Origin of the sequence: Micromonospora sp. LH3U1 (assembly GCF_028475105.1) — a bacterium.
Taxonomy (GTDB): Bacteria; Actinomycetota; Actinomycetes; order Mycobacteriales; family Micromonosporaceae; genus Micromonospora.
The window spans coordinates 868,682-881,888 of the sequence record NZ_CP116936.1 but is presented as its reverse complement, the minus strand read 5'-3'; the positions used below and the strand labels follow the sequence as shown (position 1 = coordinate 881,888).

Genomic DNA, 13,207 nt, shown 5'->3' with positions numbered 1-13,207 from the left:
CTGGCGACGATTCGCCCTAGATCGGCGACGGGTGGGTCAGGGCGCGGACGGGAGCAGGTCGGCCGCGCGGGTGGCGACCTGCTGGGTGATCAGGGCGAGCGCGGCTTCAGCGGGCATCGGGGCCGCGGCGTGGCCGCCGCGCAGGCGCAGCGCGAGGCGGCCGTCGGCCACCTCGCGGGCGCCCAGCACCCCGAGGTACGGGACGCGGCGGCGTGCCGCGTCCCGGATCCGGGCGCCCAGCGAACCGGCGACGTCGACCTCGACCCGCAGGCCAGCGTCGACGGCCCGCCGGGCCAGGTCGGCCGCCGCGTTGGCCTGCCCGTCGTCGACCGGCAGCAGCACCAGCTGGACCGGCGCGTACCAGGCCGGGAAGGCGCCCTGGTGCACCTCGATCAGGTACGCGAACAGCCGCTCCATGCTGCCGACCAGGCTGCGGTGCACCATGACCGGTCGACGCCGGCTGCCGTCCGAGTCGGTGTACGACAGGTCGAACCGGTCCGGCTTGTCGAAGTCCAACTGGATGGTGGAGATGGTCGACTCCCGGCCGGCCGCGTCGACGATCTGGATGTCGATCTTCGGACCGTAGAACGCGGCCTCCCCGGGTGCCTCGACGTACGCCACCCCGGCCAGCGCGCCCCGGAGCAACTCCTCGGCGCGGGTCCACTGTGCGTCGTCGCCGACGTACTTTCCGCCGGGGCCGCGCAGGGACAACCGGAATCCGGCCGGGCGGACGCCGAGCGCGGCGTGCGCTTCGCGGATCAGCCCGAGGATCTCGGCGACCTCCTCGCCGACCTGCTCGGGGGCGCAGAAGGTGTGCGCGTCGTTGAGCGAGATGGCGCGTACCCGGGACAGCCCACCGAGCACCCCGGAGCGCTCCGAGCGGTACATTCCGCCCAGTTCCGCGATCCGCAGCGGCAGTTCCCGGTAGGAGCGGCCCCGGGCCCGGAAGACCAGCGCGTGGTGGGGGCAGAGCGCCGGCCGGAGCACGAACTCGTCGTCGGCGCTCAATCGCATCGGCGGGAACATGTCGTCGGCGAAGTAGCCGAGGTGCCCGGAGAGTTCGAACAGCTCACGTTTGCCCAGCGGCGGCGAGTAGACGTGCTGGTGGCCGGAGCGACGCTCCAGCTCTCGGACGTACTCCTCGACGGCGTGTCGGGCGGCGGCGCCGGCCGGCAGCCAGATCGGCAGGCCAGCGCCGGCCAGCGGATCGGAGGCGAAGAGGTCCAGCTCGCGGCCGAGCCTACGGTGGTCGATCATGTCGGGCTCCTGGATCGGGTACGACCCGGAGGCGACCAGGGCTCCGAACGGCGCGCGGCCCTCGGGGCGGATCGCCCCGGGGCCTGGTCGACGGTGGTTACGTCAGAGCGGCGCGCCGGGGATACCCGGCGTCGTGGTTGCTACTACCGCACTGCGCATACGGCGACCGTACCCGCCGGACGATCGGGGATGCACCCGGATTTGCGGCGGCGGAGGAAGGGGCGGGCCGCCGGCGCGGGACCCGCCGGCGGCCCAGGCGGCCGAATCGTCAGGAACGGGGGACCCGACGGGCGTGGCCGCGCCGACAACGGTACGCCGACGAACGCCGATCCGCCGACCGTGCGGAACGGGCCGGACAGCCGCCAAACCCGTCACCCGAGAGTGCTTCGCCTCGTTGTACCTGGGTGGCCCCGGTCGTGTCGACGGTCACGACGGGCCGGGGCTGTCCACGGTGACGCCGGACACGCCGTCAGGCTCAAGACACTCAATCGGCCGCATTCGGCGAGGTGGCAGGCGTGCCCGAACTACTGACTGACGTCGCGTCGCCGACGTGGGCGTACCTGGTGCTGCTCGGCCTGCTGATCGCGGACGCCTTCGTCCCGGTGATCCCGACCCAGATTGTCATGATCACCAGTGGCGCGCTCACCGTCTACGGCGGGCTCAGCCTGCCGATCACCATCGCCGTCGGCGCGCTCGGCGTGTTCGCCGGCGACCTCGCCTGCTACCTGCTCGGGCGGAGTGCACCGGACCGGCGGCAACCACGGCACGCCGAGCTGAGCCGGGCCCGCCGGATGGCCAGCCGAGTCACGCAGGGGCTGCGACAACCCGGGCCGGTGGTCATCCTGCTCTGCCGGTTCGTGCCCGGCGGTCGAATGGCGGCCTGCTTCTCGGCCGGCCGCAGCCGTTACCCGTACCGGCTGTTCGTGCTCTATGAGGCCGTCGCCGCTCTGGGCTGGGCCACCTACGGCGGGCTGGTGGGTCACCTGGGCGGCAACGCGCTCACCGAGTCGGCGTGGCGGCTGGCCATCATCGCTACTGTCGCGGCGGCCGGCTTCGCCGCGGCAGGTTGGGCCATGACCCTGGTCAGCGCACGCCACGCCCGCACCGCCGCCGGTGTCCCCGTCGATGTCCCCGTGGACTGAACGCGACGCCCGTTCGCGCGATCTTGCACTTCCTGTCGCCGCGATTGGTGTAAAACACGCGTAATGGCGTCCGAAAGTGCAAGATCGCGGGGCTTAGGGGTTGTTCCGGGGGGTTAACTCGGTGGGCGTCCCGGATTCGGCTGGGGTGTTCTCGGCGACAGGCTGAGGCATGCCTGGAACCCGGAACACCGGTCTGTTGGCCCTCGGTGGGATCGCCCTGGCGGCGCTGCTCACCGTGATCGGTCACCTCGAGGTCAACGACGACCTCGACCCATGGGCGTTGACCATCAGCGACTTCGCCGTCTCCGACCGGGGCGGTGTCATCGACATCGCCATGATTGTGCTCGCGCTCGCCACCGTGGCACTGCTGTACGGGCTACGCCGCACCGACCCACCCCGCCCCAACTCCGGTCGTACGGTCGAGCTGCTGCTCGGCGCATGGGTGGCCGGGCTGCTGCTGGCAGCGGTGGTCCCGACGAACGAGCCGGGCACCGCCATGACCACCGCGGCCTACCTGCACCGGTACGCCTCGGTGGTTGCCTTCCTGGCGCTCCCGGTCGGCGGTTGGTTGCTCGCCCGCCGACCCGACCTGGCCCCCGCCGCCCGGACGCTCCGCACCCTCGTCCTGCTCAGCCTGGCCCTGGCGGCGGCGATGATCTGGTCCGCCTACCCCGGCGACCGTCTGCTGATCGGCCTGGCCGAACGGCTCCTCATCCTCACCGAGGTAGCCGTCCTCGCCGCCGTCGCGATCACCCAAACCCGGGGGGTCACTCCAGCTCGTGGAGCATGAGCTGGCGAGCGGCCTCGGTGATCGAGCCGGAGAGGCTCGGGTAGATCGTGATGGTCTGGGCCAGCTCGTTGACGGTGAGGTTGTTCTCCACTGCCATGGTGATGGGCAGGATCAGCTCGCTGGCCTTCGGGGCGACCACCACACCACCGATCACCTGACCGCTGGCGGGCCGGCAGAACAGCTTCACGAACCCGTCGGAAAGGTCGTCCATCTTCGCCCGGGCGTTGCCGGACAGCGGCAGCATCACCTGCCGGGCCGGCACCTTGCCCGCGTCCACCTCGTCCTGGGAGACACCCACGGTGGCCAGCTCCGGGTCGGTGAAGACGTTCGCCGCGACCGTACGCAGCCGCAGCGGGCGGACCGCCTCACCGAGCGCGTGCCACATGGCGATCCGACCCTGCATGGCGGCGACGCTGGCCAGCAGCAGCACCCCGGTGCAGTCACCGGCGGCGTAGATGCCGGGCACGTTGGTCCGGGAGACCCGGTCGACGGTCACGTAGCCGCCCCGGCCCAGCGCCACGCCGTACTCGGTAAGGCCCAGGTTGGCCGTGTTCGGGATCGACCCGACCGCGATCAGCGCGTGCGAGCCGGTGACCTTGCGGCCGTCGGAGAGCTCCACCTCGACGCCGTCGGCGGTACGCAGAACCGTGTCGGCCCGGGAGTTGTTGAGGATTTCCATGCCCCGGTTGCGGAACACCCGCTCGATGGCGGACGCCGCGTCGGCGTCCTCGTGCGGCATCACCCGGTCCCGACTGGAGACCAGGGTGACCTTCACACCCATCGCCAGGTACGCGCTGGCGAACTCCGCGCCGGTCACACCGGAGCCCACCACGATCAGGTGCTCGGGCAGCTCGGGCAGGTCGTACACCTGGCGCCAGGTCAGGATGCGCTTACCGTCCGGCACAGCGGTCGGCAACTGCCGGGGCGTCGAGCCGGTGGCCACCAGCACGCTGGACGCGGCGATCGAGTATTCCTCGCCGCCGTCGGCGGGGGTGACGACGACCCGGTGGGTGTGCCCGAGAGCGTCCTCGCCGAGCCGGGCGGTGCCGGCCACGAAGGTGACCCCCGCCTTGAGCAGCTTGGCGTGGATGTCGGCGGACTGCGCCAACGCCAGCCGCTTGACCCGATCGTGCACCGCCCGGGCGTCGACGGTGACCGCCTCCAGGCCGTCCGAGTGCACCCCGAACTCCTCGGTGTCGCGGTAGCCGGTGACCACCTGCGAGCTGGCGATGAAGGTCTTCGACGGTACGCAGTCGGAGAGCACGCAGGCCCCGCCCGCCCCGTCGGCCTCCACCACGGTGACATCGGCGTCCAGCTGGGCGGCGACCAGGGCCGCCTCGTACCCGGCCGGCCCTCCACCGATGATCACGATCCGGCTCACAGCATTCGCCCTTCATTCATGCTCACAGTGACTTTCTTCTCCTGAGCGCATTCGACACGCACTGTCGTATTCTCCCCCACCCGTTGGTCGGGCTATCGTCATCGCCGTGCGTCATCACGCCGCCTACGGCTCAAATCTCGACCCCGCCCGGATGCGCGCCTACTGTCCGCATTCGCCGATGGTGGGCACCGGCTGGCTGGAGGGCTGGCGGCTGACCTTCGCCGGCGCGGACGTGATCGGCTGGGAGGGCGCGGTGAGCACCCTGGTCGAGTCTCCCGGTGACCGGGTCTTCGTGGCGCTCTACGACATCCACCCGTACGACGCGGACCAGCTCGACGAGCTGGAGGGCGTGACCGCCGGGACGTACCGCAAGCTGCACGTCCGGGTCTCCACCCTCGACGGCGACGTGACCGCCTGGATCTACGTCTTCAACGGGTACGAGGGTGGTCTGCCGACCTCGTGGTATCTCTCGGAGATCGCGAACGCCGCCGAGAAGGCGGGCGCCCCGGACGACTACGTCACCGAGCTGCGGTCCCGCCCCACCGGCACCGCGTCGGCGTAGCAGCGCGTATCGCACGTCTCCAGTCTGCTACCGCCGTCGACCTGATCGCCGGTCGGGCTGGACCGGGGTCGTCAATCACACACCGGCGGCCGGGACGGAGAGCTCGTACATGTCGGTCCACAGGGTTTCTCGCAGGCCCACAGATTCATAGAGCGACAGCGGGGCGGTCGGGTTGGTGAGGTCGACTCCCAGGCCGGCCGCCTGCCGCCCCTTCTCGGCGTAGCGGGCGAAGGCGCGGCGCAGCAGCGCCGCACCCACACCTCTGCGACGGTACGCGGACAGCACCGACAAACTCTTCACCCAGCCCTGCTGCTGGTCGAGCGCCTGATCCGAGGACTGCAACGCGCCCGCTGGCACCCCGTCCACCTCGGCGACGAACCACTCGTCCCAGGCGGTCAGGTCGCCGATCCGGGCCCGCCACCGCTCGTACGACAGCGGCTCGTGGTCCGGGGTGTCAGCGAAGGCGGCCTCGTGGATCCGATGGAACTCCCGCAGGTCGGCCTCGTCGTCGGGGCGTACCGGCCGCACCGTCACGCCGGCCGGCCCGGCGGGCTGCTCGGGCAGGTCGGTCAGCGGCCCGCTCATCCGGACGTACCTCTTGGCCAGGGTGAACCCGACCTCGCGCAGGCTCCGTTCCCAGTCGCGTTCCGGGGCGAAGACCGCGCAACGGACGGTGAGCGCCGGCAGCCCCCGCTCGGCGGCGCGCTCGGCGACCCGGTCCAGTTGCCGGGCCAGCAGCGGCGCCCGCACGGCGGCAGCGCGTACCGGGTCGACGTAGACCTCCACGAACTCCCGACCCACCCCGGTCGGGTTGTCCACCGTCGCCCAGCCGACCACGGTGCCATCCGCGTCGACCGCCAGCCAGGAGTCGCGGGTCGGGTCGACGTAGGGCGCGGTCAGCGACGCGGCGACGTCCTCGGCGTCGAAGTCGGGATGACCGATGGCGAAGGTGTCGGCGGCGTGCACCACCGCGAGGATCGCCGGCACGTCGTCGAGTGTGGGCCTACGCGTTGTCCAATCAGCGGGAAGAGTCACGGCAGAAGATCCTGGCAGCCGACGCCCTCGGGCGCCGCCCATTTTCGTCGGCGGGACGCTCAGGTGAGGTCGGCCCGGGTGCGGTGCAGCAACTCCACCAACTCGGCGCCGTCAGCGGGGCCGAGGGCCGTGAACGCCGGCGCGGCCAGACGGTTGGTCACCGTCTCCGCCCAGAGTCGCCGACGCACCAGCGGCCCGATTGGTGGGTACGGCGGCGGCCATCCGCAGGCCACCGCCCCGGCCTCTCCCTCCGGCCCGGACAACACGGCCTCCAGCGGGGTCATCCCGGCGGCGCGCACCGCCAGCAGGTAGGCGCCGGTGAAGTGTTCCCGGAGCAGCCGCAGCCCGGCGGCGCTCCGGGCCCCCGGGGACAGATCCGGGAGCGGCATGGCCCGCCACGCGGCGAAGAGCGGCATCCCGCTGGCGTCCGCCGCCACCACCGCCCGCTCGACGAGTGCGGCCAGGCGCTCGGTGGTGGGCAGGGCACCCAGCTGCTGCGATCCCCACCGGCAGCACTCGGCGAGGCTCGCGGCGGCCACCTCGAACGGCGGAACGACGCGGTTTGCGGCGTCCCAACCGTCAGCGACCGCGTCCGGGGCGATGAAGCCGAGGGCGGCGGCGGCCGTCTCCGCCCGCACACCGCCGAGCGCGCCGGCCCGGCCACTGATGTAGAAGGCCCAGCCGGAGATGCCGAACAGCCGAGCCCGGCGCAACGTGGTCGGGTCCCGGCTGAACGCGTCGCCCAGGTCGAGCACGACGGGCTTGCTGGCGGCGGCGACCTGCTCCGGCGTCATTGCGGCACCATCCTCGGGTGCCTCGACCCGTCGACCACGGCGACGCCCCGATCCGGGGTCACCCGCCGTGGACGGTCCGCACACTCGTTGTCGTCCATCGATGGTCAGTCTGCCGCGCCACCGCCCACGTCCGCATCCCCCTCTTCGGCCGCCAGCGCCTCGACCGCCGCCTCCACCTCACCCGCGCGCCGCCGAGCCACGGTGACCGCACGCTCGGCGGCACGCCGAGCGAGCTTGGCCCGGCTGAGATCCTGCTCGGCGACCGCCCGCCGCCGCTCCAGCTCGGCCAGCTCGGCCTCGATCCCATCGAGTACGGCAGCGCCATCCCGCTCCTGCGCGGTCGCCTCGGCCAACTCTGCCTCGACGCGCTCCTGGTCGGACTGGGCCTTTGCCAGCTCCCGGTCCAGGGCACGGCGCTGCCGGGCTCGCTCGGCGCGGGCCGTGCGCTGCGCAGCCCGCTCGGCCTGCTCGGCGCGCTCCGCTGCCCGGTCGGCACGCTCCGCTGCCCGGTCCGGGCGGGGCACCGCCTCGGGACGCCCCCGCTGGGCACCGGGTCGGCGGGCGGGGCGTTCCTCCTCCGGCTCCTCGTCATCGCCGGTGACCAGCCGCAGCTGCGGCCGGGGCACCTCACCGAAGCCGGCGTAGCTCGCCGCCCGGAGCAGACGGCCCGCCCGGACCTGCTCGGCGACCTCGGCGTCGGAGAACGCCGCGTTGAGGGTCGCCTCCACCTCGGCCAGTGGCAGTCGACCGGCCGGTGGCGCGTCCGGCTCCGCCGCGGCGAGCTTCCGGACCTCGGCGACCAGGGCGCCGACCACCGCCCGGCGCTGTGCGGACAGCTCCCGCAGCCGGGGCCCCCGCAGCTCCCGCTGGGCGGTCCGCAGCGCATCGGCGAGCTGGACCAGGTCGGCGACCAGCTCCGGACGTCGGATGGCGAGCAGGTTCACCAGCCAGGCCGCCACCGTCGGGCGACGTAGCCGGGCCAGCTGTCGGGCGGTGGTCGGGTCGCCGGCACGACGGGCCTCGGCCACGGCGGCGTCCCGGGCGGCCACGAACCGGTCCGGTGGGGTGCGGTAGAGCTGCTGTACCAGCTCCGCTGAGGGGCCGGGCATCGTGTCAGACGTCCACCCGGCTACCGGGCTCCAGTCGCTGGTATTCGGTGCCGGACAGCGCGGTGTACTGCCGGTCGAGTACGCCCAACCCGTTGTCGTTGAGCAGGGCGTCGTGCAGGGCGTACGCGCGCCGGGGTGCGACCGCGCGGATGAAGTCGACCACCTCGGAGAACTTCGACCAGGGGGCGTGGATCGGCGCGAAGAGCGTGTCGACGGGTGTCTCCTCGGGGACCACCAGGGAGTCGCCCGGGTGGTAGACCACGTCGTTGATCAGGTAGCCGAGGTTGTCCACCACCGGGATGTCCGGGTGGATCACCGCGTGCCGGCCCCCGTACGCGCGGACGGCCACCCCGGCGGCGGTGAACGACTCACCGGCGGTGACCGGGTGCAACACCTCGGCCGCGTCACCCAGGGTTTCGGCGAGCGAGGCGGGCCCGTGGATCGGGATCGGCCGCCGGTCGAGCTGCAGGCGCACCGCCGCCAGGTCGAGGTGGTCGGGGTGTTGGTGGGTGATCAGCACCGCGTCCGCACCGTCCAATGCCACCGCGGGGTCGCTGAACATCCCGGGGTCGACGACGAGCACTCCCCCGTCGTGTTCCACGCGGAGGCAGGAGTGGGCGTACTTGGTGAGCCGCATCGTGACTCCTTGATTATCGAATCGTGACGTCCTCAGCGCAGTCTGCCGGAACCAGCCGACGCGTGCGCCGCGTCCGAGCTATCGCCACACCGGATGACGACGATGGGAGCGGGGATGGACGGACAGGTGGTACGACGCCACGGCACACTGCTGGCGGCAACGGCACTGGCGGCGGCGCTGGTGTTGACCGGGTGCGGGGCCGGCGACAGCGGGTCGCGGGACACGACGGACGCGGCCGCCCCTGCGAATGGTGGTGCGGACAAGGACGGTTTGCTGGGAGCACCCGAGGCGGCCGGAGCCGGGGCACCGCAGGAGGGCAAGGCCGGAGCGCCGCAGGAGGGCAAAGCCGCGGCACCGGACCTGCGGGTCGATCAGCGGGCGATCATCTACACCGGATCGATGCGGGTGCAGGTGGACGATGTGGACGCCGCTGCCCGCGAGGTCACCGCACTGGTCACCCGGGCCGGTGGGTTCATCGGCGGTGACCAGCGGCGCAGTGCCCAGGCCGACGCGGTGGCGGAGTTGCAGCTGCGGGTGCCTGCGGCGAAGTTCACAAGCGTGGTCGACGAGATCGCCAAGCTCGGCCGTCAGCAGAGCCGGGAGATCAGCACCGAGGACGCCACCGAGGCGATCGTCGACCTGGACGCGCGCATCATCAGTCAGCGGGCCAGGGTGGAGAGTGCCCGCCAACTCCTGTCCCGCGCCACCTCGATCAACGACCTGGTGTCGTTGGAGAACGAGCTGGGTCGCCGCGAGGCCGACCTGGCGTCGCTGGAAGCCAAGAAACGGCGACTGGCCGATCTGACCGCATTGTCCACGATCACCGTGTCGCTCGCCGGGCCGGCAGCGAAGATCACCTCCGAGAAGGCCGAGACCGGCTTCCTGGCCGGGCTGACCGGCGGTTGGAAGGCGTTCGTCGCCTCGTTGACCGTCCTGCTCACCGTGCTGGGGGCGCTGCTGCCCTGGCTGGTGGCATTCGGCGTGCCGGTGGCGGTGCTGTTGCTGGTGCTGCGGCGGCGGAAGAAGACCTCGGTCCCGACCGCTCCGGTCAGCGCACCGCCGCCAGTGCCCGCAGCGCGGTCTGCACCATGACGCGAACGCCGGCCGGGATGGCCCGCTCGTCCACGTCGAAGCTTGCGCGGTGCAGGTCGACGTTGGGGCCGGAGCGACCCACGCCGAGCCGGGCGAGGGCACCGGGGACGTACTCCAGATACCAGGAGAAGTCCTCGCCGCCCATGCTCTGCGGTGTCTCGGCGATCCCTTCCGGGCCGAGCGCGGCGGCGGTCGCGGCGGTCAGCACCTGGATGGCCCGGGAGTCGTTGCACACCGGCGGCCGGCCGCGCAGGTATTCCAGGTCGACCGTGGCGCCGGTCGGGGCGATCACGTCCCGGACCACCTGAGCGACGATCTTGGGAGCCTGCTCCCAGGTGTCGCGGTCCATCACCCGCAGGGTGCCGGAGGCGCTCGCCTCCGAGGGGATGACGTTGTAGCGGGTGCCGGCCGACGCGTGGCCGAAGACCAGCAGCAGGCCACTGTTGGCCGGCACCCGGCGGCTGACCAGGGCGGGCACCTCGGTGATCAGCCGGCCGAGCGCGTCGACAAGGTCGACGGTCAGGTGCGGCCGGGCGGTGTGCCCGCCCGGCCCGGAGAGCCGGACGGTGACGTTGTCGGCGGCCGCGGTGATCGGGCCGACCCGCAGGCCGACCTGGCCCACCGGCAGGTTCGGGTCGCAGTGCAGCGCGAAGATCTGCACCACGTCGTCCAGGCCACCGGCCTCGATGACCTCGAGCGAGCCGCAGGGCAGGATCTCCTCGGCCGGCTGGAAGATGAGCCGGACCCGTCCGTCCAACTCGCCGAGGTCGGCGAGCTGGGCCAGCAGCATGCCGACGCCGAGCAGGATCGTGGTGTGCACGTCGTGCCCGCAGGCGTGGCAGACGCCCTCGACGGTCGATCGGTAGGGCACGTCCTTGATGTCATCCAGCGGCAGGGCGTCGATGTCGGCGCGCATCGCGACGACCGGCCCGTCCGGCCTGCCGTTGACGTCGCAGATCACGCCGTTGCCCTTGGGTAGCAGGCGCGGGCTCAGCCCGGCCAGGGAGAGCTCCCGGGCGATCAGGGCGGCCGTCTCGAACTCGTTACCGGAGAGCTCGGGGTGCGAGTGGAGGTGACGGCGCGTAGCGATCAGCCCCGGTACCCGGAGCGCGAGGAGGTGGTCCAGCTCACGGGGCAGCGGCTGGGACCCGGGTGGTGTCTCCAGCCAGGACGACGCCAGCTGGCCACCCGTGGGCAGCGTCAACGCACTCGTCACGTCGAATTCTCGATCACTAGAAATGGATGGATCATCGGGGACAGCAGACAGCCTAGACCTCCGGCGGTGACGCTGCGCAACCTCGTTACGGTAATGATCAGAACGCACAGCGTCACGTATGCCCTGCTGAGGGCGCTCGGAGATGTGTGGGACAGCAGGTAGATCGCGGTCGAACGCCGTCATCCGCCCCTCACCTCCTACAACGCGTAACCGATCGCGGCGGTCACGAATCCGGCACCACTCGGGAAGCCCTGTTGCAAATTGTCGCATTAGTCGGGGTGGTGAACTGACACTCCGACAATTAGCCGACCACACTCCGCAACCAGCCGGATAAGGACGCTCACACGCACGGGAGCGCCACGGGCGCACACGGTGTACGTCCGGGCTCACCCGACGGCATACCCGTTAAGCCCGGCGGACACACCGTGTCCACGGGCGGGGCCGGTCAGAACTGATCGGTGGGCCGGTACAGGCCCCACACCTCGCGCAGCGTCCCGCAGACCTCACCGACGGTGGCCCGGGCCCGCAGCGCCTCCTTCATCGGATACAGCAGGTTGTCCGTGCCTTCGGCGGCGGCCCGCAGATCGGCGAGCGCCCGCGTCACCGCGTCGGCGTCCCGCTCGGAGCGCAGCCGCGCCAGCCGCTCGGCCTGGGCCGCCTCGATCGTCGGGTCGACCCGCAGCGGCTCGTACGGCTCCTCCTCGTCCACGGTGAACCGGTTGAGCCCGACCACCACCCGCTCACCCGAGTCGATCTCCTGGGCGATCCGGTACGCGGACTGCTCGATCTCCCGCTTCTGAAACCCGGCCTCGATGGCGTCCACCGCCGAGCCGTGGTCGGCCACCCGCTCCATCAACTCGAGGGCGGCGGCCTCGATCTCGGCGGTCATCGCCTCCACCACGTACGAGCCGGCGAACGGGTCGACAGTGGCGGTCAGGTCGGTCTCGTACGCCAGCACCTGCTGGGTACGCAGCGCGAGTCGGGCCGCCTTCTCGGTCGGCAGCGCGATCGCCTCGTCGAAGCTGTTGGTATGCAGCGACTGGGTGCCGCCGAGCACCGCGCCCAACCCCTGCACCGCCACCCGGACCAGGTTCACCTCCGGCTGCTGAGCGGTGAGCTGCACGCCCGCGGTCTGGGTGTGGAACCGCAGCATCATCGACTTCGGATCCTTGGCCCCGAAGTCGTCGCGCATCAGCCGGGCCCAGATCTTGCGGGCGGCGCGGAACTTCGCCACCTCCTCGAGCAGCGTGGTGCGGGCCACGAAGAAGAACGACAGCCGGGGCGCGAAGTCGTCCACAGCGAGACCGGCGGCCAGCGCCGCCCGCACGTACTCCACGCCGTTGGCCAGGGTGAACGCGATCTCCTGCGCGGGCGTCGCGCCGGCCTCGGCCATGTGGTAACCGGAGATGGAGATGGTGTTCCACTTCGGCACCTCCTTGCGGCAGTACGCGAACGTGTCGGCCACCAGGCGCAGCGACGGCTTCGGCGGGAAGATGTACGTCCCCCGGGCGATGTACTCCTTGAGGATGTCGTTCTGGATCGTGCCGTTGAGCGCCGCGCCGGGCACCCCGTTCTCCTCGGCGACGAGCTGGTAGAGCAGCAGCAGCACCGAGCCGGGCGCGTTGATGGTCATCGAGGTGGAGACCTTGTCCAGCGGGATGTCGGCGAACAGCAGCCGCATATCCTCAATGGAGTCGATGGCGACGCCGACCTTGCCGACCTCGCCGTGCGCGATCGGCTCGTCCGAGTCGTAGCCCATCTGGGTCGGCAGGTCGAAGGCGACCGAGAGGCCCATCGTGCCAGCCCGCAACAGCTGGTGGTACCGCGCGTTGGACTCGGTGGCGGTGCCGAAGCCGGCGTACTGGCGCATGGTCCACGGGCGGGAGGTGTACATCGTGGGGTAGACCCCCCGGGTGTACGGGAACTCGCCGGGGCTGCCCAGCCGGGAGTCCAGGTCCTCCGGAAGGTCGGCCTCGGTGTAGACGCCGTTGATCGGGAAACCGGACTCGCTTGACCGCCGTTCGTTCATCCCCGGATGGTAAGTCGCCTGGCCACATCGCCGCGTGAGGGATACCGCACAGTGCGTCCGGACCGGTCGACACGAGGTGAACGACAGGGCACGTTCTGTCGACTTCGATAAACGTCCGACGCGTCGGCTTTCGCATCGGGCGTCGGAACCAGCAAGATAGGGG

At 71.5% G+C, this 13,207-nt stretch carries 12 protein-coding genes; 4 read left to right on the top strand and 8 right to left on the bottom strand.

What is annotated here, in order from left to right; all coding sequences use genetic code 11:
* Positions 1 to 36 precede the first annotated feature (36 nt).
* Complete coding sequence (gene thrS, locus PCA76_RS04175) at positions 37 to 1,257, bottom strand: threonine--tRNA ligase (protein WP_272615411.1); 1,221 nt, start codon at positions 1,255 to 1,257, stop codon at positions 37 to 39.
* A 515-nt stretch (positions 1,258 to 1,772) separates the two neighbouring features.
* Here thrS and PCA76_RS04170 point away from each other — a divergent pair.
* Together PCA76_RS04170 and PCA76_RS04165 are read left to right on the top strand one after the other, a co-directional pair.
* Positions 1,773 to 2,399: a DedA family protein gene (locus PCA76_RS04170; RefSeq protein WP_272615410.1), complete on the top strand. Its 627-nt coding sequence runs from the start codon at positions 1,773 to 1,775 to the stop codon at positions 2,397 to 2,399.
* Positions 2,400 to 2,568: 169 nt separating this feature from the next.
* The gene (locus tag PCA76_RS04165) at positions 2,569 to 3,189 is read left to right on the top strand and encodes a DUF998 domain-containing protein (RefSeq protein WP_272615409.1); all 621 of its coding nucleotides are present in this window, start codon (positions 2,569 to 2,571) and stop codon (positions 3,187 to 3,189) included.
* On the opposite strand, the gene PCA76_RS04160 is transcribed toward PCA76_RS04165, so the two are convergent.
* Positions 3,167 to 4,570, bottom strand: coding sequence for an NAD(P)H-quinone dehydrogenase (locus PCA76_RS04160; RefSeq protein ID WP_272615408.1), 1,404 nt, complete (start codon positions 4,568 to 4,570; stop codon positions 3,167 to 3,169). The genes PCA76_RS04165 and PCA76_RS04160 overlap by 23 nt on opposite strands.
* A 106-nt stretch (positions 4,571 to 4,676) precedes the next feature.
* Here PCA76_RS04160 and PCA76_RS04155 point away from each other — a divergent pair, with 106 nt between their 5' ends.
* Positions 4,677 to 5,132 carry a gamma-glutamylcyclotransferase gene (locus PCA76_RS04155; RefSeq protein WP_272615406.1) on the top strand — a complete coding sequence of 152 codons (456 nt, stop codon included), beginning with the start codon at positions 4,677 to 4,679 and terminating at the stop codon, positions 5,130 to 5,132.
* 75 nt (positions 5,133 to 5,207) lie between these two features.
* Here the strand turns inward: PCA76_RS04155 and PCA76_RS04150 are convergent, their stop codons facing one another.
* From PCA76_RS04150 to PCA76_RS04135, 4 genes are all read right to left on the bottom strand, one after another.
* Positions 5,208 to 6,167 carry a GNAT family N-acetyltransferase gene (locus PCA76_RS04150; protein ID WP_272615405.1) on the bottom strand — a complete coding sequence of 320 codons (960 nt, stop codon included), beginning with the start codon at positions 6,165 to 6,167 and terminating at the stop codon, positions 5,208 to 5,210.
* Positions 6,168 to 6,226: 59 nt separating this feature from the next.
* Complete coding sequence (locus PCA76_RS04145; protein WP_272615404.1) at positions 6,227 to 6,961, bottom strand: SCO6745 family protein; 735 nt, start codon at positions 6,959 to 6,961, stop codon at positions 6,227 to 6,229.
* Between the two features lie 104 nt (positions 6,962 to 7,065).
* Positions 7,066 to 8,070, bottom strand: a complete 1,005-nt coding sequence (locus tag PCA76_RS04140; RefSeq protein ID WP_272615403.1) for a hypothetical protein — start codon at positions 8,068 to 8,070, stop codon at positions 7,066 to 7,068.
* A 4-nt stretch (positions 8,071 to 8,074) separates the two neighbouring features.
* The gene (locus tag PCA76_RS04135) at positions 8,075 to 8,707 is read right to left on the bottom strand and encodes an MBL fold metallo-hydrolase (protein WP_272615402.1); all 633 of its coding nucleotides are present in this window, start codon (positions 8,705 to 8,707) and stop codon (positions 8,075 to 8,077) included.
* Between the two features lie 93 nt (positions 8,708 to 8,800).
* On the opposite strand from PCA76_RS04135, the gene PCA76_RS04130 reads away from it, so the two are divergent.
* On the top strand, positions 8,801 to 9,799 hold the full coding sequence (locus tag PCA76_RS04130; protein WP_272615401.1) for a DUF4349 domain-containing protein: 999 nt from the start codon (positions 8,801 to 8,803) through the stop codon (positions 9,797 to 9,799).
* Here PCA76_RS04130 and PCA76_RS04125 read toward each other — a convergent pair.
* Together PCA76_RS04125 and PCA76_RS04120 are read right to left on the bottom strand one after the other, a co-directional pair.
* Positions 9,756 to 11,015, bottom strand: a complete 1,260-nt coding sequence (locus PCA76_RS04125; protein WP_272615400.1) for an amidohydrolase — start codon at positions 11,013 to 11,015, stop codon at positions 9,756 to 9,758. The genes PCA76_RS04130 and PCA76_RS04125 overlap by 44 nt on opposite strands.
* A 445-nt stretch (positions 11,016 to 11,460) precedes the next feature.
* A complete protein-coding gene (locus tag PCA76_RS04120) occupies positions 11,461 to 13,044 on the bottom strand; it encodes an acyl-CoA mutase large subunit family protein (RefSeq protein ID WP_272615398.1) in 1,584 nt (527 codons plus the stop codon).
* Between the last annotated feature and the right edge of the window lie 163 nt (positions 13,045 to 13,207).

Bases quoted from the DNA above. Each gene is read 5' to 3' on its own strand.
- thrS (WP_272615411.1), bottom strand. From the start codon at position 1,257: ATGATCGACCACCGTAGGCTCGGCCGCGAGCTGGACCTCTTCGCCTCC.
- PCA76_RS04165 (WP_272615409.1), top strand. From the start codon at position 2,569: ATGCCTGGAACCCGGAACACCGGTCTGTTGGCCCTCGGTGGGATCGCC.
- PCA76_RS04145 (WP_272615404.1), bottom strand. From the start codon at position 6,961: ATGACGCCGGAGCAGGTCGCCGCCGCCAGCAAGCCCGTCGTGCTCGAC.
- PCA76_RS04140 (WP_272615403.1), bottom strand. From the start codon at position 8,070: ATGCCCGGCCCCTCAGCGGAGCTGGTACAGCAGCTCTACCGCACCCCA.
- PCA76_RS04135 (WP_272615402.1), bottom strand. From the start codon at position 8,707: ATGCGGCTCACCAAGTACGCCCACTCCTGCCTCCGCGTGGAACACGAC.
- PCA76_RS04130 (WP_272615401.1), top strand. From the start codon at position 8,801: ATGACGACGATGGGAGCGGGGATGGACGGACAGGTGGTACGACGCCAC.
- PCA76_RS04120 (WP_272615398.1), bottom strand. From the start codon at position 13,044: ATGAACGAACGGCGGTCAAGCGAGTCCGGTTTCCCGATCAACGGCGTC.